Below are 23,037 nucleotides of genomic sequence, written 5' to 3' on the forward strand. Positions count from 1 at the left end.
CAAACAAAAAGCTCCCTGACCAGACTGCTGATCAGGGAGCTTCGTTTTAGGAGCGTCGCAAGCGCTAATAAAGGTGCTGGCCGCCGGTTACAAATATTTCGGTACCGGTCACGTAACTTGATTCATCGCCCACCAGATAATGCACCGCCGCCGCCACGTCTTCGGGCGTGCCCATTCTGTTCATTGGAATACGCGGCACCAGGGCTTCGTATTCCGGCGAAATCATTGCGGTTTTAATTTCGCCCGGCGCCACGGCATTAACCCGCACCCCCAGTTCGGCAAATTCCACCGCCATTTCACGGGTCAGGCCCGACAACGCCGCCTTTGACGTAGAATAGGCCGACCCGGCAAACGGATGCACATAATGCCCGGCGATCGAGGTGATGTTGCAAATGGCCCCTTGCCCGCGATGAAGGGCCGCCGCAAAGCCGCGCGCCAGCATAAGCGGGGTGAAAAAGTTGATCTCGAACACATCGCGCCAGCCGTCAAGATCGCCGTTCAGGCAACCAAGGCGTTCCTTGTAGGGCGTTTTGGGCGAAACACCGGCATTATTAACCAAGGCATGCAACGGGTCATCGCCCAGCACATCATTGGCTTGGGCTATAAAGCTTTCGACATCTTCGGGTTTGGAAAGATCGGCACGAATATGAATGCCCTGCGACGGGTCGCGCGGGCAACTGGGCGGCGGGGCTTCGCGCGAACAGCAAATCACCCGCCAGCCACGTTTGGCAAAATATCCCACGGTGACATGGCCGATACCACGGCTGGCACCGGTCAGAACAACGGTTTTCGGGGCGGCAGCGTTGCTCATAAATGGTTTCCTTGCTGGTGGCGACGACAAGCGCCGTTTATATCACTGGCCCGGCGCGGAAAGAAGACACACAATCGGCATCCGGTCCTGCCATCTTTACACATCAAGCGGCGATGATAGTCTGTGTTACTTTGTAAAGAACAGTCAGAACGGTTTGTAAAATAATCTTCCCCGCAAGGCATTGATGTCCCTTGCTGATATAGGCGCATTTACCGGTTTGCGCCACCTGTCCGATCAAGGAAGCCTGAAAATACATGTGCAGCCGATTTGATTTAAATACCGATATCCGCGCCTTTCAGGCCCGGCTTGCGCTGGACATGGACGATTTGATCCACAATCGCGCCGGGCATTTCGCGACCAGCAAGCGAAACGACGACAAGATGGCCGCAACCGGCCCGAAATCGGCCTCCCCGCCCGACGCACGCAACGATGCAAGCCAGAACGGCCGCCACGATGGCGCCCCGCAAAATGGCGAGGACGAGTACTATGGAGAGGATGAAAACAGCCTGTTTAACGGGTTAGCGGGGATCAAACGGCCAACAGACCCGGTTTTCGTGGTGATACCGGCATGGTCATTATCGGTGCGAAAATGGGGGTTTGCGATGCCTCAGCGCCGAGAAGACGCACCAGATACGGGCCAGAGAACCGGTAACGGCAACGGCAACAGCAACAGCCTCCGCAAAGGCCCGCTGATTAATGCGCGGGCAGAAACACTGGACCAGAAACCAACGTTTCGGCCCTTGTTGCAACGGCGCTGTCTGGTTCCGGCTACGGGCTGGTTTGAATGGCGCAAAGACGGGCCGCAACGGTTTAAAAACCATATTACCCTGCCCGATCATCAACCGTTTTTCTTTGCCGGGCTGGAAAATGGCGATGAGGTTGTCATCATCACCTGCGCGCCGTCGCCCACCATTGCCCATATCCACAACCGCATGCCCGCAATCATTGGCCCGGGCCATATTCATCACTGGCTAAACCCGGATCGCGAATTTGCTGCTGTGCGGCATATGCTGGGGCCGCTGCCCGACAATATTGTTACATGGCACGAGGAAACGCCAAAAAATTCGTCCCGGTCCGGGGCGAATTGCGTTTCAACCAACCAGTTTGGCCTGTTTTAATTTCCCCGCTAGCGTATATCGACGAGCGGCCAGGCGGTTTCGTGCAGATTATTCGACGTCGATATCGCCAGCACCACAAGGCACTGCGCCATCGGCAACCTTATGTGGCTGACGTGCAAAAACCGCCCCTAAATCAGGCAATTGTGCAGTTTCAGCAATTTCAGAAGCAAGTTCTTCAGACATTGCGGCGAAATCGATTACGTCGCGCAAAGACAACATTGCGATCTCCTCTCACCAGACATTCCTCAAGGACGCAGTCCGCCCGCAGCCCTTACGACATTTTTTTGTAATAATTACCCGAACCCTGATCCTTTTTGTTCGCAGGCGCAACAAAAAAAGGCGCAGAGAACTGCGCCTTTTCATCATTACAAGTTCATATCACGAATTTCTGGTGAAAATTCAATGTGATATATTACGTTTGCGTCAATGCATTATCCACAAGGGCAAGGCACATTTTGCCAGCATATCCTGGGTCACACCGCCCAAAATCATTTCCTTGAAGCGCGAATGGCTATACGCGCCCAAAACTACACTGTCGGCCCCACATTTTTCGGCAGCGTCCATCAAGGCCGCGGCAACGTTGGACTGATCAGGGCGCAAATCGACATTGGCCTTCACCCCATGCCAAACAAACTGATCTGCAAGGGCTTGCGCCGTTGCCCGACCATGTGGCACTTCGCCAACACTTACGATGGTAATCTCGCTGGCCTGTCGCAACAGCGGCATGGATGATGTAACGGCACGGGCAGACTCGACCCCGCCATTCCACGCGATCATCACCTTGGCCCCCACATCGGCGGGCACAATTTCGGGTGCCACCAGCAAGGGACGCCCGGTTTCCATCAAACACGCATCAAAGGTCAGCGACGCTGCTGCTTCGCGCGGATCACGGCCAATCACCACAAGGTCAAACAAACGCCCGCGCCGGGCAACGGTTTCGTCCTCGCGGCCATCATCGCGGCGCCAGGCACAGGTGGGCTGTAATGTTGTCTGCGGGGCGTCGGCCTCGGCAATGCCCGCCGCCTTGCGCGCGATCAAATAGGCCGATTCCGCATTTGCCAGCCGTTTTTTGGTTTCCTTTTCGGCGGCCCCCATCATTTCTTCAATGATCAGGCCCGACATCCCCTCGCCCACAATCGGAATAACGTCCTGTGGTTCAGGCGCGACAAACAAAACTTCCAGATGCGCGTCAAAGCGCCGGGCGGCACTGAATGCCAGCGAAAGCACCCGCCGGTCCATATCCGATCCAGCGACCGGAGCCAAAATCGTACGTACAGCCATGGTCTAAATACCCCACATTCGCGTTGAACCTGATAGAAAAGCAGCCCTGCCGGGCCAATTCTTCACATCAGGGTCGCAACATTCCCTGATGGCGGTAATATCGCGCCAAATATCTGCGCCGTCTTTGTTAGAAATCAAAACTTTCGAATTTGTCAAATTTGCACGCCAGGCCGCCCTGTTCAAATTACCGTGCGCCACATTGCCAAGCAGCCCTGCCGACCCAATCTTGAAGATATGATGGTTTGGCAGGGTACCATCCCGACAGAAAACCTTGCGACAATTGCATCAAATTCCGTTTTAATTTTGACGAAAGAGCCAAAACTGTAACATTAAACAGGTGTGCAAGCGAAAAGGATGGCATTTTATGGAAATTTATCGTTCGTACCACACTGCAACCCAATCCCTCGGCACATTTACAAGCCTACAGGCCAAGATCAAAATCAATGAACTATAACGAATTGTACGACAACGCGCTTGAGGCATCCGAATTTCTGAAATCGCTGGGTAATCAGTGGCGGTTGATGATTTTGTGTTCGCTCGGCAATACAGAAAAATCGGTTGGTACGCTGGAAGGCGAATTACAGCTTAAGCAATCCGCCCTGTCACAGCATCTGGCGCGATTGCGGCGCGACGGGCTGGTTAAAACCCGGCGCGATGCCCAGACAATCTATTATTCAATCAAAGACCCCAACGTGATGAAGGTGATCCTTGTTTTGCAAGAAGCCTTCTGCCCGCCCGAAAAGGCCTGATCGCCTGAAACCCGAATGTTTTTACGCTGTTAACGGGCGAAAGCTCCTTCGGGCGTAAACCCGGCGGCCCACCGATTACGGAAACAGTTTTTCCACCCGCCAGCCTGGCCCGTCGACATCGCGGGTATAAAGCTGGCGATCATGGAGGCGAAACGTGCCTTCGGACCAGAATTCGATCCGGTCGGGCACCAGGCGGAACCCACCCCAATGGTCGGGGCGCGGCACCTTGCCAAAACCGAATTTGGCGGTAAATTCCGCCACCCGTTTTTCCAGATCAAACCGGCCCGACATTGGCCGCGACTGAACCGACGCCCATGCGCCAATCTGGCTGCCGCGTGCGCGCGATTGAAAATAAGCATCCGACTCGGCATCGTCCACCTTGGCGGTCGGGCCTTCGATTCTCACACAGCGTTCAAGTTTTTTCCAATGAAAGCACAAGGCGGCATAGGCATTTTCGCCAAGCTGTGTGCCCTTGCGGCTTTCGTAATTGGTATAAAAAACAAACCCTTCGGGATCGAACCCTTTTAGCAGCACAATGCGGGCAGAAGGCCGCCCCTGCGCGTCTGCCGTGGCAAGTGTCATGGCATCGGGATAAGCATCTTCCTTGTTTTTCGCTTCCCGAAACCATACATCAAACAGATCGAACGGATCATTGTGGCCCACATGCCCAATTTTTGTCGTAATTTTCTCGTCCATTACGCTAAACGGTCCTTTGACAACGTATTATGGTTCAACTGGTCGGCATTCTGCGACAGACGGGATCAGACAACAAGACCAGTCCGCATTTTACATACATATCGGTTGGGACAGTAAAGACAAGGTAGGCATGAATATAATGAAAGCACGATTTTTTATCATCCCCGTGATGCTTGGCACGTTTTTAATGGCGGGCTGTGCTGAAAACCAGGGCACCAAACAAACCGCAGGCGGCCTTTTGGGTGCCGTTGGCGGTGCTGTTGCCGGCGCACAGTTTGGCAAGGGTAAAGGCCAACTGGTTGGCGTGGCATTGGGGACACTTGCTGGCGCCATGATTGGTAGCGAAATCGGCAAGTCGCTTGACAATGCCGACCGTGCCATGATGCAAAACACCACCCAGCACACCCTTGAAACCGCACCGGTCGGCCAGACAAGCAGCTGGACCAACCCTGATAGCGGCCATTCGGGCACCATCACCCCGACCCGGACCTATCAGAAACCGGAAAATGACCAGTATTGCCGCGAATACCAGCAAACTGTCGTCATTGGTGGCGAAAAACAGCAAGCCTATGGCACGGCTTGTCGCCAGCCGGACGGCACCTGGAAAGTCGTTAATTAACAGCGCCAATTCCTGATAAAACGGCGCAGCGCATTTGCCCTGCGCCGTTTTTGTTTATGTTGGGCCAAATTTGCGAAAACACTTCTGATCGCAGCAAAGACCCGCTAATAATAACCAAAGGGCTGATCCCACTATTATTGGCCCCCGTGTTTCACCTTTTCCAACCAGGCTGGCAATGCAGGACCCATACAAGATCCTTGGCGCAACCAAAACGGCCTCGCAGGACGAGATTAAAAAATCCTATCGCAAACTTGCGCGCGAACTGCACCCGGACCTTCATCCGGATGACCCCAAAATTGAAGATAAATTCAAAAAAGTTTCCGCCGCGTATCATTTGCTGGGCGATGCCGAACGCCGCAAAAAATATGACAATGGCGAAATTGACGCCGACGGCCGCGACGCCGGGCCATTTGGCCGCGCCGGGGCCAGCAGTGGCACCTATCGTAGCAGTGCCGGTGGCGGGCGTGACCCGTTTGGTTTTGGCGGCGGCAATGCCGACGACATTTTTGACGAAATATTTGGCAATCGCGGCGGGGCCCGTGGCGGTTTTAACGGCCAGCGCGATACCCGCGTTAAAGGCCCCAATATTTCGTACGAACTTAGCCTTGATTTAAAAGAAGCCCTGCTAGGCACGGTCAAGCGCATCAACCTTGCCAGCGGCAAGCAGCTTGAAGTTCGCATCCCCCCGGGCAGCGAAGACGGCCAAACCCTGCGCCTGAAAAATCAGGGCATGGCGGGCATGCATGGCGGCGATGCCGGCGATGCCCTGATCAAGCTGCATGTGCATGCCGACGCGCTGTTTCGCCGCGATGGCAACGACCTTCATTGTGAGCTGGCAATTTCATTGCCCGAAGCCATTGTTGGCGGCTCGATCGAGGTGCCGACAATTGATGGCAAGGTGTCGATGAAAATCCCCGCCAATGCCAATAGCGGCACCACCATGCGCCTGCGTGGCAAGGGATCACCTTATGATCGTGGTAAAAAACGCGGCGACCAATATGTGCATTTAACGGTTAAACTGCCCGAAAAGCGCGATGAAGAACTGATCGAGTTCATTGAAAAATGGTCGCGCGATCATCCCTATTCGGTTCGCTAAGCCGCGCAAGAACATAGACAAACAGGGCCGTTACGAACCAGTATTTGTAACGGCCCTTTTTTATGTTCGCACATCGGCATTAAACAGGTGGACCTGTACTTGTCATGCCTGGCTGTCCAAACAGCGGTTGTCCCCTCACAACAGAAGCACACCATGCCCCTTGATATTGTATGTGACATTATCTGGAATGGCCCGAAAACAGCCGATCTGACCATCGTTCTGGCCCACGGGGCCGGTGCGCCGATGGACAGCCCGTTTATGACCGATATGGCAACCCGGCTGGCAACATGCGGCTACCGCGTGGCACGGTTTGAATTTCCCTATATGGCCAAGCGCCGTGCCGACGGCACAAAACGCCCGCCCGACCGCGCCCCGGTGCTGATCGACACCTTTCGCAACGTTATTAACCAGATCGGCAGCCCGGAAAACCTCGTGATCGGCGGCAAATCAATGGGCGGGCGCATCGCCAGCATGGTGGCCGATGAAATGAAGGTGAAAGCCTTGCTGTGTCTGGGCTATCCGTTTCATCCCACGGGCAAGCCGGAAAAACGGCGTGTCGAACATTTGCAAACGCTCAACACCCCGACCCTTATTTGCCACGGCACCCGCGACCCGTTTGGGTCCGCCGATGAAATTGCCACATATGGCCTGTCCCCCGCGATCTCGATACACTGGGTCGAAGACGGCAATCACGACTTTACCCCGCGCAAAAGTTCGGGCCGCGATGCGGCGCAAAACCTGCATGACTGTGGTGTCGCGATTGACAGCTTTTTGCAAAATGCGGGCGCGTAACACCTGCGCACCGGGCAAAATCAAAGCCATAGCTATCAGACTTTCATATTAGCAATGCGTAAAATGATGGCTGCTCCGCGATTTTTTCACTCCTTTTGTGACCATTGGTCATTTATGTCTTGAATGATCGTCATTGATCCACACGCAAAGGAGCCTCCATGCATCGTCAGCGAATTCGTAATCCGCAATTTTGGGACCGTGTTGTTAGCGCCGAAGACGCCGCCAGCCTGATAAAAGACGGCATGACGGTCGGCATGAGCGGCTTTACCCGTGCTGGCGAGGCAAAGGCCGTTCCCATGGCACTGGCGGAGCGGGCCAGGACCGATCCGCTTAAAATTACGCTGATGACCGGCGCATCACTGGGCAATGATCTGGATAAAACACTGGCCGAAGCCCATGTGCTGTCGCGCCGCATGCCGTTTCAGGCCGATCCCGCTTTGCGCAAGGCGATTAATGCGGGCGAGGTGATGTTTATTGACCAGCATCTGTCGGAAACAGTCGAGCAACTGCGCACGCATCAAATCCCCCCCATCGACATTGCCGTTATCGAGGCGGTTGCCATTACCGAACAAGGTGGGATCATTCCGACCACGTCGGTCGGAAATTCGGCCAGTTTCGCCATTCTTGCCGACAAGGTAATTATCGAAATCAACCTGTCGCAGTCAGACGAGCTTGAAGGCCTGCACGATATTTACATTCCGTCGCATAGGCCCACCCGCCAGCCCATTCCGGTGGTATCGCCCGAAAGCCGCGTCGGTTTTCCGTTTATTCCCATCGACCCGAACAAAATCGCCGCCATCGTTGTTACCGAAAAACTCGACAGTTCATCGACCATCCTGCCCCCCGATAGCGATACCCGCGCCATTGCCGGTCACCTGGCGGAATTTCTGGGCAACGAAGTGCGCAAAGGCCGGTTAACCAACGAATTACAACCCCTGCAGGCGGGCATTGGCACCATTGCCAACGCGGTTATGCACGGCTTTATTGATACGCCGTTTCATAACCTGAAAATGTATTCCGAAGTCTTGCAAGACTCGACGTTTGACCTTTTTGATGCCGGAAAGCTTGATTTTGCCTCCGGCTCGTCAATTACCTTGTCGGCCCAAAAATACCAGCAAGTGATAACCGAGCTATCACGCTATAAACATCAGCTTATCCTGCGCCCCCAGGAAATCAGCAACCACCCCGAAGTGATCCGGCGATTGGGGCTGATTTGCATTAATACCGCGCTGGAATTTGATATTTACGGCAATGTCAATTCCACCCATGTCGGCGGCACCCACATGATGAATGGCATTGGCGGGTCGGGCGATTTTGCCCGTAATGCGCATTTGTCGGTTTTTGTCACCAAATCGATCGCCAAAAATGGCAAAATTTCCAGCGTCGTGCCCATGGTCAGCCATGTTGATCATACCGAACATGATGTGGATATCCTGATCACGGAAACCGGCCTGGCCGATTTGCGCGGTTTGGCCCCGCGTGAACGCGCCCAAACCATTATTGCTAATTGCGCCCACCCGTCCTATCGCGATGATCTGGCCGACTATTACCGCCGGGCCGTCATCCGTGGTGGCCACACCCCGCACCTGATCGAAGAAGCCTTTGCCTGGCATGCCGCCTTTCGCGAACACGGCACAATGAAACCCGGCGCCTGATCCCATCCAAACCCCGCCCGAATAATCCCCGCAGGCCAGCATAACATGCAGGTGGGGAATACAATAAAGGATGCCCGCCACCGGGTGTCCTTTTTTGGTTGGCCCCAAATTTGGCAAATTTCATCTTTGCCGCTATTTTCGCAAGCACACGGGCAGTATTTCTGGCCCACGATGGTATATTCTCCGTATATGATCATAGCATCACGCACAGGGTGAGGTGGCGCGTTTGCGATATTCACCCTGAACGAACGATAAAACAGGCGGGCAGGCATGAACGACTTTTGGCCGACGGACCGGATACTGGCGTGGTTTGAACGCGCACTAAACTGGGTGCAGGCCAATTTGTTGCTCGTCCCGATCCTGTTGCAGGTGGCTGCTGTGGCACTGGCCGCTGTGCCTGCCATATTGCTGGCCAAACCGGTGGGCCGGTTGCTGGCACGGCTGCAAAACTGGCGCCCGCTCAGCCACATTCCCGGTTTGCGCCGCCTGTGTGCCACCCTGCCCGGACTGGCCTTCCCGCTTGTATTTGTTCTGGTGATCTGGGTGCTCGATGGCATTGCCATTCAAGCAGCCTACCCGCACAATGTTTTGCGTCTGGTCGCAAGCTTGCTGAATGCATGGATTTTTATCCGTCTGGTCAGCACCTTGATGAACGACCCGGTTTGGGGCCGAACCATTGCCATCATGGCCTGGACCATTGCGGCGTTAAACATTGTCGGCCTGCTCACCCCGACCATCGCCATGCTCGACAGTCTGGCAATTGAACTGGGATCGGTAAGAATATCGGTCTATGGGCTGATCAAGGCCGTTATGTCGCTGGCGATATTGTTATGGGTGGCCTCGTTTGCATCGCACCTGTTTGAACAACGCATCAACCGGGTGCATCGGCTGACCCCTTCGGTCCAGGTGTTGCTGGTCAAGCTGCTGAAAATTGTGCTGCTTTCGGTCGCGGTGTTTTTTGCCCTGTCCACCATCGGCATCGATTTAACCGCGCTGGCGGTCTTTGGCGGTGCGGTTGGTGTGGGTATCGGTCTTGGCTTGCAACGCATTGTCGCCAATCTGATCAGCGGGTTGATCCTGCTTTTGGACCGCTCGATCAAACCGGGCGACGTGATTGCCATTGGCGATACCTTTGGCTGGATCCAGTCGCTTGGCGCGCGTTACACCGCCGTTCGCACCCGCGATGGCACCGAATTTTTAATCCCGAACGAAGACCTGATCACCAATCAGGTTGAAAACTGGAGCCACTCAGACGTTCATTTGCGCCTGAAAGTGCCGGTCGGGATTTCATATAACAACGACCCGCGCCGCGCGATCGAGCTTTGTAATATTGCCGCAGGCAAATGCAAACGCGTACTTGAGACCCCGGGCCCCAATACCCTGTTACGCGGTTTTGGCGATAATTCCGTCGATCTGGAAATACGGTTCTGGATCAACGACCCGCAAAACGGGCGCGGTAATATTATCAGCGAAGTACTGCTTAATGTGTGGGATGAATTTAAAAATAACGATATCGAAATTCCCTTCCCGCAACGCGACCTGCATCTGCGCAGCAGCGACCAACCCTTGAAATTTGAAGTCAGCCGCCCGTATAAGGCAAAACCCGCAACGGAATCTTCGCTCGCGGCATCTGCATCACATGAAAGCCCGGAACGACGCTGACCCGGCACCCTTGACCCTCAATTAAATTAGCATTTACTTGTTGACCTTGGCAGCGCCGAAACGTTGGGTTAACATCCTGTTCCCACCAGCTTTTCACAATGAAGGCCCAACCATGTACAAGAAAATTCTGCTTGCCTATGATGGCAGCCAAGAGGGGCGCACAGCGCTGAAACAGGGCGCCGAACTGGCGGTAATGTGCCAAGCCGAAGTTTGCCTGCTGGCCGTTCTCGAACCTGATATTGGGGTGATTTACGCCGAAGCCGCCGTTCCGTCCGACCTGCCCGACCGGATGCTGGCCGACATTCAGGAAACCCTGAAAGAAGGCAAGGCAAAGCTGCAAGGCATGGGACTGGCCGTTGAAACCCGGCTGGAAAATGGCATTCCTGCCGGTGAAATTGGCCGGGTGGCAGAAAACATGCAGGCCGATCTTGTGGTGGTTGGTCACCGCGAACAGGGCGCGCTTTCGCGCTGGTGGGGCGGATCAACCGGCGCGTCGCTTTTGGCACATGCCCCTTGCAGCGTTCTGATTGCAGTTGCGCCCGCCGCAATTGACGGGAACTAAACATCATTCCGGCTTGCGATAAAACCGCCCACCGCCTTCCGTCTACATCCATAAACCGGGCGCAAAACATTTTTCTGCGCCCGGAAACTGCTTCGGGCCTTTGCCACAATACCCCAGGTTAAAGCATATTTCTTTTAATAAGACCCATGCTTTAAATCGGCAATTTGCCCCCCCGGAAACGGTTCAGACCACCATTGCGCATGGCGACCTTTCGCTGTTATGGCACAGCGCCATCGATATTTAGTTTACCTGCTGGTTCGCATCATCGGGATCAATTGTGCCCGGATCGGGGGCATCTTCTGGCACAGTCACCGGCTCGGGAACCTTGTCATCGGGGCGCTGGCTTTCAAATAGCTGGCTAAGCGAAACATCCAGCACGCCCTTGCGGGTACCCTCCAGTTCCATCAGCTTTTCGCGCACGCCCAGCGGCCAGCCACTTTTAACATCGACCAGCAGCAGCCGGTCAGGGTCAAGAAACAAGCCCAGCCTGGACATCAACAGCCCCAGTTTTAACCGTGACAAATCCCCCGAAAGCAGCCAGCGATGCTTTTCGCTGCGTTCGATCAGGTTTTCACGGCGCAGCGCGGCCAAGGCCCAGTTCAAATCGCGCCCGCCCATTTTTAAATCACGTAATAACCGGCGATAACTGGGCGGTTTGTCGGCATTTTGAAACCGCACCTGCAAATATTCCAGCAATTTCAAAACCGCAATCAGCCGTTCGGTATGGCCCGGCGCACCGCCGCGCGGGTCGGGCACCAGCCCGGCGGCGCGTGCGGCCCGCCATTCAGACCGGGCAGCCGCCACCTGCGCCCCCAGCAAAATCACCATCCAGGTCAAATACATCCAGATCAGAAAAATCGGCACCACCGCAACCGCCCCATACAGGGTCTGATAGGTGGGAAAGGTGCTAACATACAGGCCAAAGCCTTTTTTAAGCGCCTCAAACAGCACAGCGGCCACCACCCCGCCCGCCATCCCGTCCAAAATCACGACAGAGCGGTTCGGCATGCCTAAAAACAGCAACGTAAAAGCAATCGCCGATAAAAAGAACGGAGCGAGAAACCCCAATTGGCCAATTTGCGCATCAAGCGCGTCACCGCCAATCAGATGGCGCATGGCAAAAATATAAGACGCCATCGACAGGCTTAACCCCACCAATAACGGCCCCACCGTGATCAGCGCCCAAAACACCACCAGCCGCGACAACAGCTTTCGCGGTGAATTGACCCGGAAAACATCGTTCATCACGGTTTCAATCGAGCCCAGCAGCATTACCGCCGTAAACCCCAAAACAACCGTACCAATCGCCGTCATGCGGCCGGTGTTTTTTAAAAACCCGGTTAAATAATCGGCAACTTCGGACCCGGTTTCGGGCAGGAAGTTACTGAAAATCAAGCCGGAAATCTGGTCTTTCCACTGATCAAATACCGGGAAGGCTGACAGCACGGTAAGGGCAATTGCCAGAAACGGCACCATCGCCAGCAGGGTGGTATAAGACAGCGCACTGGCGCGTTGCGGTGATTTGTCATGTAAAAACCGCATGAACGCATAGCGCCAGAATCCGGTACGATCGTCGAGCAATTTTCGCCAATTCACCATTAAACGCTTAATCCTGTGCAATTTACGGCTATAGTGAGATAAGCAAACCAGAATAACGTGCCACGCAAAGATAAAACAGGCCAGATTGATTTTAGCCGGGCTTTGTGTAGGATGCGGATAATATTGAATGTCTCCAGTATACGTTCCCGCCCGATCCGGGTACGGTATCAGATACGGAGAGAGATTGCCTGAACGAGAGGGAATATGAGCCTGTCCGCCGATAATTTTTCAGGCCTGATGGCCGGTAAGCGAGGCCTGATTATGGGCGTCGCCAACGATAAATCCATTGCATGGGCAATTGCGCGCGCCGTAGCTGCTGCGGGTGGCGAAGTTGCGTTTACCTTTCAGGGCGATGCCCTGGGGAAACGTGTTCGCCCGCTGGCAGAAAGCATCGGCAGCGACATCGTTTTGCCCTGCGATGTCAGTGATCCCGCCAGCATTGATGCGGCTTTTGATGCCCTTAAGGAAAAATGGGAAACAATCGACTTCATCGTTCATGCCATTGGCTATTCCGACAAAAACGAACTCCGGGGCCGTTATCTTGATACGTCTCCCGAAAATTTCGCCATGTCGATGAATATCTCGGTCTATTCATTTACCGCCGTTGCCCAACGTGCCGAAAAAATGATGACCAATGGCGGCGCGATGCTGACCCTGTCCTATTACGGGGCAGAAAAGGTTATGCCGCATTACAACGTCATGGGCGTTGCCAAAGCCGCCCTTGAAGCCAGCGTTAAATACATGGCCAATGACCTTGGCCCTGATAACATTCGGGTAAATGCCATTTCGGCCGGGCCGATCAAAACCCTGGCCGCCTCCGGGATTGGCGATTTCCGCTATATCCTGAAATGGAACGAATATAATTCGCCGATGCGCCGCAATGTGTCGCTTGAAGATGTGGGTCGCTCGGGGCTTTATTTCCTGTCTGATCTGTCATCGGGTGTTACCGGTGAAACCCATCATGTTGATTGCGGGTATCACACCGTTGGCATGAAACAGCCTGATGCCCCCGATATTACCATCAATAAACCCTGATTGCGGTTACATACCTTCTATCGGGCAATACCGGGTCGCCACAAGGCGGCCCGTTCTGTCTACCCCGATCCTTAACCTTATAAAGTCTGGATATCTCTGATGGCTGGCAACAGTTTTGGCGCTTTGTTTCGCTTTACCACCTTTGGCGAAAGCCACGGCCCGGCCATTGGCTGTGTGGTCGACGGGGTTCCGCCTCGTCTGGATCTGTGCGAAGCCGATATTCAGAAATATCTCGAAAAACGCAAACCGGGCCAGTCGCGCTTTACCACCCAGCGCCGCGAACCCGATGAAGTTAAAATTTTATCGGGCGTGTTTGAAGGCAAAACCACCGGCACGCCGATTGGCCTTCTGATCGAAAATGTTGATCAGCGGTCCAAGGATTACGGCGAAATTAAAAACCAGTTTCGCCCCGGCCATGCCGATTACACCTATTGGGAAAAATACGGCATTCGCGATTATCGCGGTGGCGGCCGTTCATCGGCGCGCGAAACCGCAATGCGGGTGGCCGCTGGTGCGGTGGCGCGTAAAATTCTGGGGGATGGCATTAAAATTCGCGGGGCTCTGGTTAAAATCGGCACCAAGGAAATCAATCGTGCCAACTGGAACTGGAACGAGGTTGACAACAACCCCTTCTTCACCCCCGATGCCGACGCCGTGCCGGTCTTTACCGAATATCTCGACGGCCTGCGCAAAGATGGATCATCGGTCGGGGCTGTGATTGAAATTGTCTGCTCTGGCGTGCCCGTGGGCCTGGGCGACCCGATTTATGACAAGCTTGATGCCGACCTTGCCAAGGCAATGATGACCATCAATGCCGTCAAAGGTGTAGAAATTGGCAATGGCTTTGAAGCCGCAGAACTGACCGGCATTGAAAATGCCGATGAAATGCGCATGGGCGAAGACGGCAAACCGGTTTTCCTGTCCAATCACGCTGGCGGTATTCTGGGCGGTATTTCATCGGGCGAAGATGTTATCATTCGCTTTGCCGTCAAACCCACCAGTTCCATCTTGCAACCGCGCCATAGCGTCGATACGGCAGGCAAGGATGTGGATGTGGTGACCAAGGGCCGCCACGACCCCTGCGTTGGCATTCGCGCCGTCCCGGTGGGCGAAGCCATGGCCGCCATCGTTCTGGCCGACCACCTTTTGCGCCACCGTGCGCAATGCGAAGGCTGGAATCAGGCCTGATCGCAGATCGGCCCCGATAACCGGCTGCAGAAATCGCAAAACAATCCATTTGGCAGGGCACATATCGCCCTGCCTTTTTGGTATCGCTATTTTGCCACGACAATCTTCTGCCACACCAAAACCGGCCGCCAAACCAGATCAACCGCAAACGCGGCATCAAAAACAGCCCTGCAAGCAAGGGCATAAACCCGGCGCACGATGCCCGTGGAAAAGCACCGGGATTTCCCCGTATGATGGCGGAAGCCTGTTGTAAAAAGGCTGATTTCTGCGGTATTTATGCTTGACCATCGCAGCCACCCTGCGTATGTTAACATTATTAACATACATAAAAAAATGACACGAGCATATGAGCAAATATCATCACGGCGACGTGCGCAATGTGTTGCTGCGCGAAGCCGAAACCATCCTGCGCAAGGAAGGCCCGGGTGGCTTGTCTTTACGTCGCCTTGCCCGTTTGACTGGCGTTTCCGAAGCCGCCCCTTATCGTCATTTTGATGGTAAGGATGGCATTTTGGCGGCAGTGGCGATTGCTGCGCTAAAACGCTTTGGCGACCGGCTGGAAGAAACTGCCAAACTGGCCCTTCCGCATGAAGAACGCATCATCGCGCTGGGTGCTGCCTATGTCGAATTTGCCATCGAACATCCGCAGCATTTCCGCCTGATTTTTGGTCGCGAACGCCCGCCGCTCGATCAATATCCCGACCTGCGCGACGCCGCCGACAGTGTTTTTGATATTTTGCAGCGATCGGTTACCAACCTGGACCAGCGCGGCGACATGACACTGGCCGATGCCGCCAACGCCTATAACCGCGCCCTTGCCGCCTGGAGCCGGGCGCACGGCATTGCCACGCTGGTGATTGATGGCATGATATCGCCACCACTCGATCAGCCCATACAACAATTCGTTTTCGGGCTTCTGGCCGAAGATTTGGGCATTCCCGCCAGCTTGCAAAACCCGAAGAAATAACACCTGGCCAATCCTGACGGTGCGCCCGAAAATACCCCCGCGCCAAACCACCTGTTTCCCGCCTCCGGCAAATATCGGGAGCGGCCCTGCCCTTCATCGTTGCAATCAAAGGCATCATCATGGATTTCGTATTGGTTAAGTTTGTCCATCTTGTCGGGGTGGTGCTGTTTCTGGGCAATATCATCGTCAGTGCCGTTTGGAAAAACGCAGCAGACCGCACCAAAAACCCTGCCATCATTGCCTTTTCCTGCCGCCTGATCAAAATCACCGATCTGGCCTTTACCGCAAGCGGGGTGTTGCTGATTGCGATTGGCGGGCTTGGCATGTATCACGTCGGGCGGATCGACCTTGTCGCGCGCGTTAATCTGCAAAGCGGGATATTCCTGTTTATCATATCCGCCGTAATCTGGATTTTGGGTTTGATCCCGCTGCAACGCCGCATGGCGCGTGTGTCGCATAGTGCCGCCACGCATAACGAACTGACATTGCCTGACACCTATTATCGTGCCGCCCGGCTTTGGAATTTTCTTGGTGCCATCGCCGTTATTTTGCCGATCATTACCTTATGGCTGATGCTGCACCCGTAATAACCAAAGGCGCAAACCAGCAAAAAACAAAGCCTTCCTGTGCAATGAAACCGGGAAGGCTTTAATCGTTCAGGCAAGCTTGCGACGGCGGCGCACAGTAATGTAGGCCACCGCCACCATCACACATACCGCCCCCAAACCATGCCAGGGGTTTAACACTTCGCCCAGCACCAGCGCCCCGAGCAAGGCCGACATAAAAGGCTGCCACAGCAAAATGATCGACCCGGTCGCTTCATCCACCCGCTTAAAACAGACCGACACCATCCCCTGCCCGCCAATATGGGTTAAAAATGCCAAGCCGCATAATGCCAGCCAGCCCCCGGCCATCACCGGCATGCCAATGCTGCCATCAAACACCAGCATGTAGCTTGCCAACACAATCGCGGTGACAACCGTGCTCCATAACATGATTTGCAAGGCGGAATGGTCCTGGCGCAAACGCGCAATCACGACAAAATAGGCCCCGTAAAAACCCGCCGCAACAATGGCCAGGGCATCACCATAAACCGACCCGTTGCCTTGCGAACTGGCAAAAAACAGACACACGGCCCCCAGCATGGCAATCGGCAGCCCTTGCCAGAAACGGCGGCTGGGGCGGCGCGCCAAACCCAGCAACCCAAAACAACCGACAAAAAGCGGGGCCAGATTATTCAGCAAAATCGCATTGGCTACCGTTGTCATGCCAATCGCCAAATGGGCAAACATCAAATCGGCGGCAAAAAGCAAACCGGCAACAATCAAAAGCCCGGTTTTGCGGGTGGTTTGCGGTGCGGCTTCACTTTGCGCAACATTGCCGGTTTGACGCGTGCGATCTTTGCCCCGCCCCACCTGCGGCAAAATCAGTATCTGGCTTGCGATCATAAAAACAGGTGCTGCCAGCATTGCCCGCCAAAATGCCGATGCCTCGGCCGAGACCCCCGACAAACGCACAAAAATGGGCCCCAGCCCCATCAGGCTGGCCGCCAGCAACAACCCCAATACCGGCCAAATCATTGCCCGTGTTTCGCCCTGCGGCACGTCGGGATTTGCATTTTCAGATGCCGCATTATCGGTGCCACCAGACGGTGCCGGGCGACACGTTGGGGTACAAGCCGGGATACAGGCGGGATTATGCATTTGCCGGGGCCTTCACTCTTAAAAACATTGTCATCATGCGCGCCACCCGCCAGATTAAGAACACATCCTTGCGGGCGCGATGGCACAGTGCCAGTACGCCCGGCAAAAGGGAAATCGGTTTGGCTTATAGCGGAAATAACAATCCCTTATGGCGTTATTAAATGTCGATATTGACTGGTTACGAACCTTTTTGACGGTGCTGGAAACACAAAGTTTCACCCGCACCGCCGAAATTTTACTGCGCACCCAGCCCGCCATCAGCCAGCAAATCAAACGGCTGGAAGAAACCGTGGGCACCCCGCTGGTGTCGCGCCACCGCAACCAGATCGTGCCAACCGCGACCGGCCTTGTGGTGAAATCCTATGCCGAAGGCATTATCGGCCTGAATGACCGCATGGTGGCCGACCTGCTCGATGGCGCGCCCCCGATATTGCGCATTGGCCTGCCTGATGATTATGCCGCGATTTTCCTGCCTGAAATTTTACGTTCGGCGGCCCTTCGCCTGCCACAAACCGAGATCAGCTGCCATTCGGGCTATAGCATTGACCTTGGCAAACGCGTCGCACAGGGCGCGCTGGACCTTGCCATTATGACGGCCGAACCCGACCGCGACAGCCTGCATGTCATTTCCGAACCGCTGGTGTGGGTCGCACATCCTGATTTCGCGCTGGATCAACGCCCGGTGCCAGTCGCGGTTTACCATGACCAGTGTTCCGTCCGCAAAAGCGGCCTTGCCGCCCTGCACGACCATAAAATCGACTATCGCGTCAGCCACAGCAGCAACGCAAATTCAATGCTGGTCACTGCTGTTCGCGGGGGCCATGCCATCGGTGTCATGCCCGCCTGCACCGCCCGCCACGAAGGGTTAAGCATCGTCAAAGATACCAACCTTCCCCACCTTCCGCCGATCGATATCGCGTTAAAAATCCGGGATCAGGCCAGCCCGGCGATACGCGAACTCGCCCTTGGTGCCATTGCCGCCCTGGGCCGCGAAAATCGCACCGGCTGAGGCAAAACACCCGCCGCAACTGCATTTTGCGCATAAATTTATTATAAACAAAGGCTTATCTGTTTTTCGCATCTGTGCGAACGCCGTTATTTGCCAATGTGGATCGCCCAATCATTCCACGATGTGAAAAGCAAATTTAAAACATTTGCGTCGGCTAAAGACCTTCAAATAGAATTTGATAAACACAATGGTTGCGCCAAGGTTGTTTTAAAGACCCCATGGTTTTTGATCATCAACCAATAAGCAATCACAGGGAGGCAAAAGCCGGTAATCACGTGAATGGCGGACGATGCGTTGCCGCAGCCACTGCGCGCTTGCCTCGCCGGTGCGCTATTGGCCGATAACGACCAGACTGCTACCAGTTACAGCAACACAGTTTGTGTTCACATGTTCACTGAATTTGCCTGCAAAACATAACGGAGTCTTCATGCTAACGATCAAGCGCCTTTCTATTGATGATGCCAAAATTCTGATTGATGGCGCACGGGCCAAAGCCGGCGAAATTGGCGTGCCTATGTGCATCGCCATTGTCGATGAATCGGGCACGCTCATTGCCTTTGAACGCATGGATGGCGGCAAGGTAACCAGCACGATTATCGCCCAGGACAAAGCCTTTACCGCCGCCGCCGCCCGCAAGGCCACCCACGAATATAACGCGGTTGCCCAACCCGGCAGCCTGGCCTTTGGCATTCACACCGAGGTTGGCGGGCGCTTGTCCATTGTTGGTGGCGGCTTGCCGGTATCGGTTGATGGCGAAGTTGTTGGCGGCATCGGGCTTAGTTCCGGGACACCGCAACAGGATATGGAATGCGCGCAAGCCGGGATCGACCATTTTCTGGCCCAGCTTTAGCCCGCCTGCAAACCACAATGCCGCAGCGAGAACAACCCTGCGCGGCAAGACACAAAAGGAATGGGAGACTGCCCATCGAAGAATACGAAATGGCGCACACTGCGCCATTTCACCCCGGACGCTGACCGAACAATAAAAATCACGGCATGCGTCCTTTACGTCAACGGGAGGAAGAACTGATGAGTGACGTAACCAAAACCGGCATGGATCGCCGGAGTTTTCTGCGTACCACCACACTTGCCGCTGCGGGGGCGGCGGTAAGTACACCGTTCATATCCAACACTGCCCTTGCTGCTGGCACCACCTGGAAAATCCAGTCGGTGTGGGATGCAGGCACCGTGGGTTACACCCTGTTTGAAGAATGGTGTAACAACATGGCCGAAAAAAGCAGCGGCGAGCTGACCTTCAAGCCGTTCCCGGCCAAGGCGGTCGCGGCCGATAACAATGCCCTGTTTGACTCGGTCCGGACCGGCGTTTTGCAGGCCATGAACCCGTTCACCCTGTATTGGTCCGGCAAAATTCCGGCTTCGGTATTTTTGTCATCCTACCCCGCCGGACCAGACCAGCCCGCCCAGTGGGACACCATGTTCTATGGTCTTGGCATGCTGGAAAAAACCCGCGCGATTTATAAAAAATACGGGTTGTTCTATGTCGGACCCATCCATCACGATGCCAACGTCATCCATTCCAAAAAACCGGTTAACAGCCTGGCCGACCTTAAAGGCATGAAAATCCGCCTACCTGGCGGCATGGTTGCCGAAGTCTTCGAGCAGTTCGGTGTTTCCACCGTCAGCTTGCCGGGGTCGGATATTTTCCCCGCCCTTGAAAAAGGCACCATTGATGCGGCGGACTATGTCGGGCCCGCCGTAAACTGGGATCTGGGCTTTGCCCAGGTCACGAAATACATCCTGTTTGGCCCTCCCGGTGTAATGTCGGTTTATCAGCCGGTGGATCTGATGGACCTTACCGTCAATATGCGCGCCTGGACCCAGCTTCCCGACCCGATGAAACAACTGGTCGAGGATCAGGTTCACGCCTATTCGCTCCATCACTATGTCACCATCCAGAAACGCAATGTCGAAGCACTGGAAAAATTCAAGCAGGCCGGTTCCACGGTCTCGCGCCTGAGCGCAGAAGACTTGCAGGAATTTCGCCGTGCCGCCATTCCGGTCTGGTATCGCTGGGCCAGCAAGAATGAAGACGCCAAGGACATTTTCAAACTTCAGCTTGAATTCATGATGAACGACATCGTCGGCTATATCACGCCTGACGACATCAAGGGCCAGTCGCTCTGATCTGATAGTGCCGGGGGCAGCTTTACAGGAAAACCTGATGGCCTTGCCCCCGGCGTCTTTTTGCGTGGGAGGAATTCATGTCTGGCCTTGAAGAAGGTTTCGGCTTTGTCATGCCGCACTGGTTGTATTGGGGATGGCTGGCTGTCATGCCCCTGATCATGATTGTGTGGGAAAACCGGCAATCAAAAAAAAGGGTCCATCAACCGGACCATCAGGATCCGGCGGCAGAACTGCTGGCCGAAGAAGACCCGCTGATCCGTTATGGTATCGAGGGAAATATCGTTACCCGCATCATTGACTGCATCAGTGAAAAATCCGGTTTGTTCATCGCGTTCTGGACAATCAACACCGTGGTTTTCTACTTTTTTGAAGTAGTGATGCGCTACATGTTCAACATGCCCACCATCTGGGTGCATGAAGCGTCGTTTTTGCTGTTTGGCATGCAATATTTGCTGGCCGGGGCCTATGCCATGCTGCACGGCGCCCATGTCCGGGTTGACATTGTTTATAATCTGCTGCCCGACCGGGGCCGCGTGGGCATGGATGTTTTCACATCGGTTTTCTTCTTTATTTTTGCCCTGGCGCTGGCGGGAACCTCATTACGGTTTTTCACCGATTCCTTTGATATGGGCGAAACAACGGTTGAAACCTGGGGCATTCAATACTGGCCGGTCAAAGGCATGATGTTGCTTGGTGCCGTCCTCATCCTGCTTGCCGGGCTTTCCAAACTGATCAAGGACATCATGTTGTTTGTGGAAATGGGCAAGGAGGGCGCACGATGAATTCGCCTGCAACGTCGCCAATGAGCCCCCGTGCCCCGCGCCGTAACAGCGCAATGGGCAAATTCGGGACCTGGCTTTTAATCATCGCCTCGGTTCTGGCTGCTTTTGTGGTTGCCGTCGAGGTGATCAACATCCTGCTTTACGATCCCTGGAGCGACGAGGTTTTTCTGTTTCGCAGTGCCGGTATGCTGGCCAATGTTGATATCAGCACCTTAACCTGGATCATGTTCGGGTCGCTGGTGGTGGTATTGATGATGGGCCTGCCTCTGGCTTTTGTTACCGGTGGCCTTGGGGTGGTGTTTATCTATCTGGTGGGCGATTCCACCATGTTAAACCTCATTCCCGGTCGCATCTTCCCCATGATGACCAATTCCGATCTGGCCGCCATTCCCTTGTTCATCTTCATGGCTTCCATGCTTGAACGCGCCGGCCTGATCGAGGAAATGTTTAACGTTGTCTATAAATGGCTGGGCGGACTTAGTGGCGGCTTGGCCGCAGCCACCATTCTGGCTTCTACCATACTGGCTGCTATGGTCGGGGTGATTGGGGCCGCTGTGGTCACCATGGGCATCATCGCCCTGCCCGCGATGTTAAAACGCAATTACGACCCCGAAATTGCCATCGGCTCGATTATGGCTGGCGGGACGCTGGGCATCCTTATTCCGCCTTCCATTCTGGCCATTCTTTATGCTGTTGTCGCCCAGCAATCGGTGGGGGAACTTTATCTGGGCTCGGTCATTCCCGGGTTGTTGCTATCGGGCATGTATATTGCCTATGTCGTGGTGCGCAGCATTAAAAACCCCAAACTGGGGCCACCGGTTCCGGTTTCCGAACGCATCAGCTTTCGCGAGAAATTACGCCTGCTGCTGGACCTGATTGCACCGCTTATTCTGGTGTTTCTGGTTTTAGGGCTGCTTTTTGCCGGGGTTGCCACACCGGTTGAAGCCGCCGGGATCGGCTCGTTTGGGGCCGTCATCGTTGCGATGATGCATAAACGCTTTTCGCTTACCGCCCTTCGCGAAGCCTCGATCGGCACGCTCAAGGCGTCGGCGATGGTGTTGTGGATCATGTTTGGCGCATCAATCTTTGTCGGCTTTTACATCCTGCAAGGCGGGCAAACCTTCATTACCGAATCCATCCTTGGTACCGGCATGTCGTCTTATGGCATTTTGTTTTTGCTGATGGTGCTGCTGGTTATTCTGGGCATGTTTCTTGACTGGGTTGGCATTTTGCTGCTTGCCGTGCCAATTTTTGTCCCCATCGTCAAGGCGCTGACCTTTGATGGCCTGTTTGGCCTGCCTGCTGTTGCGGGCGATGATGTGGTGCTGTGGTTCGGGGTGCTGTATCTGGTCAATATGCAAATGTCGTTCTTAAGCCCGCCTTTCGGCTATGCCCTGTTTTACATTCGCGGGGTCTGCCCGCCGGAAATATCGATGGCGACCATCTTTAAATCGTCACTGGTTTTTCTGGCGTTACAGGCAGTTGGTTTGGCGATGTGCATTCTTCTGCCCGGCATCGTCACCTGGCTGCCCAATCTGGTTTACGGACACTGACAACAGCACGTGATG

Annotated in this window: 23 protein-coding genes; 17 read left to right on the forward strand and 6 right to left on the reverse strand. The window is 54.7% G+C overall.

All coding sequences use genetic code 11. The features are described 5' to 3' along the window. Positions 1–64: 64 nt before the first annotated feature. Complete coding sequence (locus tag TMES_RS17345) at positions 65–811, reverse strand: SDR family NAD(P)-dependent oxidoreductase (protein ID WP_085584886.1); 747 nt, start codon at positions 809–811, stop codon at positions 65–67. A gap of 254 nt (positions 812–1,065) precedes the next feature. Between TMES_RS17345 and TMES_RS17350 the strand changes: the two genes are divergently transcribed. Continuing rightward, positions 1,066–1,929 (forward strand): SOS response-associated peptidase, encoded by an 864-nt coding sequence (locus TMES_RS17350; protein ID WP_085584888.1) that lies wholly within the window; start codon positions 1,066–1,068, stop codon positions 1,927–1,929. Between the two features lie 48 nt (positions 1,930–1,977). Here TMES_RS17350 and TMES_RS22820 read toward each other — a convergent pair whose 3' ends face one another. Both TMES_RS22820 and TMES_RS17355 read right to left on the reverse strand, forming a co-directional pair. Then, positions 1,978–2,148 carry a hypothetical protein gene (locus tag TMES_RS22820; RefSeq protein ID WP_158091266.1) on the reverse strand — a complete coding sequence of 57 codons (171 nt, stop codon included), beginning with the start codon at positions 2,146–2,148 and terminating at the stop codon, positions 1,978–1,980. Positions 2,149–2,352: 204 nt separating this feature from the next. Next, positions 2,353–3,210: a universal stress protein gene (locus tag TMES_RS17355; protein ID WP_085584889.1), complete on the reverse strand. Its 858-nt coding sequence runs from the start codon at positions 3,208–3,210 to the stop codon at positions 2,353–2,355. 443 nt (positions 3,211–3,653) lie between these two features. Between TMES_RS17355 and TMES_RS17360 the strand changes: the two genes are divergently transcribed. Next, complete coding sequence (locus tag TMES_RS17360; RefSeq protein ID WP_085584891.1) at positions 3,654–3,959, forward strand: ArsR/SmtB family transcription factor; 306 nt, start codon at positions 3,654–3,656, stop codon at positions 3,957–3,959. Between the two features lie 75 nt (positions 3,960–4,034). On the opposite strand, the gene pdxH is transcribed toward TMES_RS17360, so the two are convergent. Next, positions 4,035–4,655: a pyridoxamine 5'-phosphate oxidase gene (gene pdxH, locus TMES_RS17365; RefSeq protein ID WP_085584893.1), complete on the reverse strand. Its 621-nt coding sequence runs from the start codon at positions 4,653–4,655 to the stop codon at positions 4,035–4,037. Positions 4,656–4,794: 139 nt separating this feature from the next. Here pdxH and TMES_RS17370 point away from each other — a divergent pair, with 139 nt between their 5' ends. The 6 genes from TMES_RS17370 (at position 4,795) to TMES_RS17395 (ending at position 11,041) form a co-directional block, all read left to right on the forward strand. Next, the gene (locus tag TMES_RS17370) at positions 4,795–5,274 is read left to right on the forward strand and encodes an RT0821/Lpp0805 family surface protein (protein ID WP_085584895.1); all 480 of its coding nucleotides are present in this window, start codon (positions 4,795–4,797) and stop codon (positions 5,272–5,274) included. Positions 5,275–5,449: 175 nt separating this feature from the next. Continuing rightward, entirely contained in the window at positions 5,450–6,370 is a 921-nt protein-coding gene (locus TMES_RS17375; protein WP_085584897.1) for a DnaJ C-terminal domain-containing protein, read from the forward strand. Positions 6,371–6,523: 153 nt separating this feature from the next. Further along, positions 6,524–7,162 carry an alpha/beta family hydrolase gene (locus TMES_RS17380; protein ID WP_085584899.1) on the forward strand — a complete coding sequence of 213 codons (639 nt, stop codon included), beginning with the start codon at positions 6,524–6,526 and terminating at the stop codon, positions 7,160–7,162. Positions 7,163–7,320: 158 nt separating this feature from the next. Continuing rightward, on the forward strand, positions 7,321–8,817 hold the full coding sequence (gene scpC, locus TMES_RS17385) for a succinyl-CoA:acetate CoA-transferase ScpC (protein ID WP_085584901.1): 1,497 nt from the start codon (positions 7,321–7,323) through the stop codon (positions 8,815–8,817). A 270-nt stretch (positions 8,818–9,087) separates the two neighbouring features. After that, positions 9,088–10,479 (forward strand): mechanosensitive ion channel family protein, encoded by a 1,392-nt coding sequence (locus TMES_RS17390; protein ID WP_085584903.1) that lies wholly within the window; start codon positions 9,088–9,090, stop codon positions 10,477–10,479. A 112-nt stretch (positions 10,480–10,591) separates the two neighbouring features. Further along, positions 10,592–11,041, forward strand: coding sequence for a universal stress protein (locus tag TMES_RS17395; RefSeq protein WP_085584905.1), 450 nt, complete (start codon positions 10,592–10,594; stop codon positions 11,039–11,041). A gap of 240 nt (positions 11,042–11,281) precedes the next feature. Here the strand turns inward: TMES_RS17395 and TMES_RS17400 are convergent, their stop codons facing one another. Continuing rightward, a complete protein-coding gene (locus TMES_RS17400) occupies positions 11,282–12,640 on the reverse strand; it encodes a YihY family inner membrane protein (protein ID WP_085584907.1) in 1,359 nt (452 codons plus the stop codon). 204 nt (positions 12,641–12,844) lie between these two features. Here TMES_RS17400 and fabI point away from each other — a divergent pair, with 204 nt between their 5' ends. The 4 genes from fabI to TMES_RS17420 all read left to right on the forward strand — a co-directional run bounded on the left by fabI (position 12,845) and on the right by TMES_RS17420 (position 16,417). Beyond that, complete coding sequence (fabI, locus tag TMES_RS17405; RefSeq protein ID WP_085584909.1) at positions 12,845–13,675, forward strand: enoyl-ACP reductase FabI; 831 nt, start codon at positions 12,845–12,847, stop codon at positions 13,673–13,675. 99 nt (positions 13,676–13,774) lie between these two features. Continuing rightward, positions 13,775–14,863, forward strand: coding sequence for a chorismate synthase (gene aroC / locus TMES_RS17410; RefSeq protein WP_085584911.1), 1,089 nt, complete (start codon positions 13,775–13,777; stop codon positions 14,861–14,863). A 346-nt stretch (positions 14,864–15,209) separates the two neighbouring features. Further along, complete coding sequence (locus tag TMES_RS17415) at positions 15,210–15,830, forward strand: TetR/AcrR family transcriptional regulator (protein ID WP_085584913.1); 621 nt, start codon at positions 15,210–15,212, stop codon at positions 15,828–15,830. 119 nt (positions 15,831–15,949) lie between these two features. Beyond that, a complete protein-coding gene (locus TMES_RS17420) occupies positions 15,950–16,417 on the forward strand; it encodes a DUF2269 family protein (RefSeq protein WP_085584915.1) in 468 nt (155 codons plus the stop codon). A gap of 69 nt (positions 16,418–16,486) precedes the next feature. Here TMES_RS17420 and TMES_RS17425 read toward each other — a convergent pair whose 3' ends face one another. Continuing rightward, positions 16,487–17,533, reverse strand: a complete 1,047-nt coding sequence (locus TMES_RS17425; protein WP_085584917.1) for a DMT family transporter — start codon at positions 17,531–17,533, stop codon at positions 16,487–16,489. Between the two features lie 148 nt (positions 17,534–17,681). Between TMES_RS17425 and TMES_RS17430 the strand changes: the two genes are divergently transcribed. From TMES_RS17430 to TMES_RS17450, 5 genes are all read left to right on the forward strand, one after another. Then, on the forward strand, positions 17,682–18,542 hold the full coding sequence (locus tag TMES_RS17430; RefSeq protein WP_085584919.1) for a LysR family transcriptional regulator: 861 nt from the start codon (positions 17,682–17,684) through the stop codon (positions 18,540–18,542). Positions 18,543–18,969: 427 nt separating this feature from the next. Then, the gene (locus tag TMES_RS17435; protein WP_085584921.1) at positions 18,970–19,392 is read left to right on the forward strand and encodes a GlcG/HbpS family heme-binding protein; all 423 of its coding nucleotides are present in this window, start codon (positions 18,970–18,972) and stop codon (positions 19,390–19,392) included. A gap of 179 nt (positions 19,393–19,571) precedes the next feature. Continuing rightward, on the forward strand, positions 19,572–20,687 hold the full coding sequence (gene dctP / locus TMES_RS17440; protein WP_085584924.1) for a TRAP transporter substrate-binding protein DctP: 1,116 nt from the start codon (positions 19,572–19,574) through the stop codon (positions 20,685–20,687). A 77-nt stretch (positions 20,688–20,764) separates the two neighbouring features. Further along, entirely contained in the window at positions 20,765–21,469 is a 705-nt protein-coding gene (locus tag TMES_RS17445; protein ID WP_085584926.1) for a TRAP transporter small permease subunit, read from the forward strand. Next, complete coding sequence (locus tag TMES_RS17450; RefSeq protein ID WP_211275947.1) at positions 21,466–23,022, forward strand: TRAP transporter large permease; 1,557 nt, start codon at positions 21,466–21,468, stop codon at positions 23,020–23,022. The genes TMES_RS17445 and TMES_RS17450 overlap by 4 nt, the downstream gene beginning before the upstream one ends. Positions 23,023–23,037: the final 15 nt, after the last annotated feature.

The organism is Thalassospira mesophila (genome assembly GCF_002115755.1).
GTDB lineage: Bacteria > Pseudomonadota > Alphaproteobacteria > Rhodospirillales > Thalassospiraceae > Thalassospira > Thalassospira mesophila.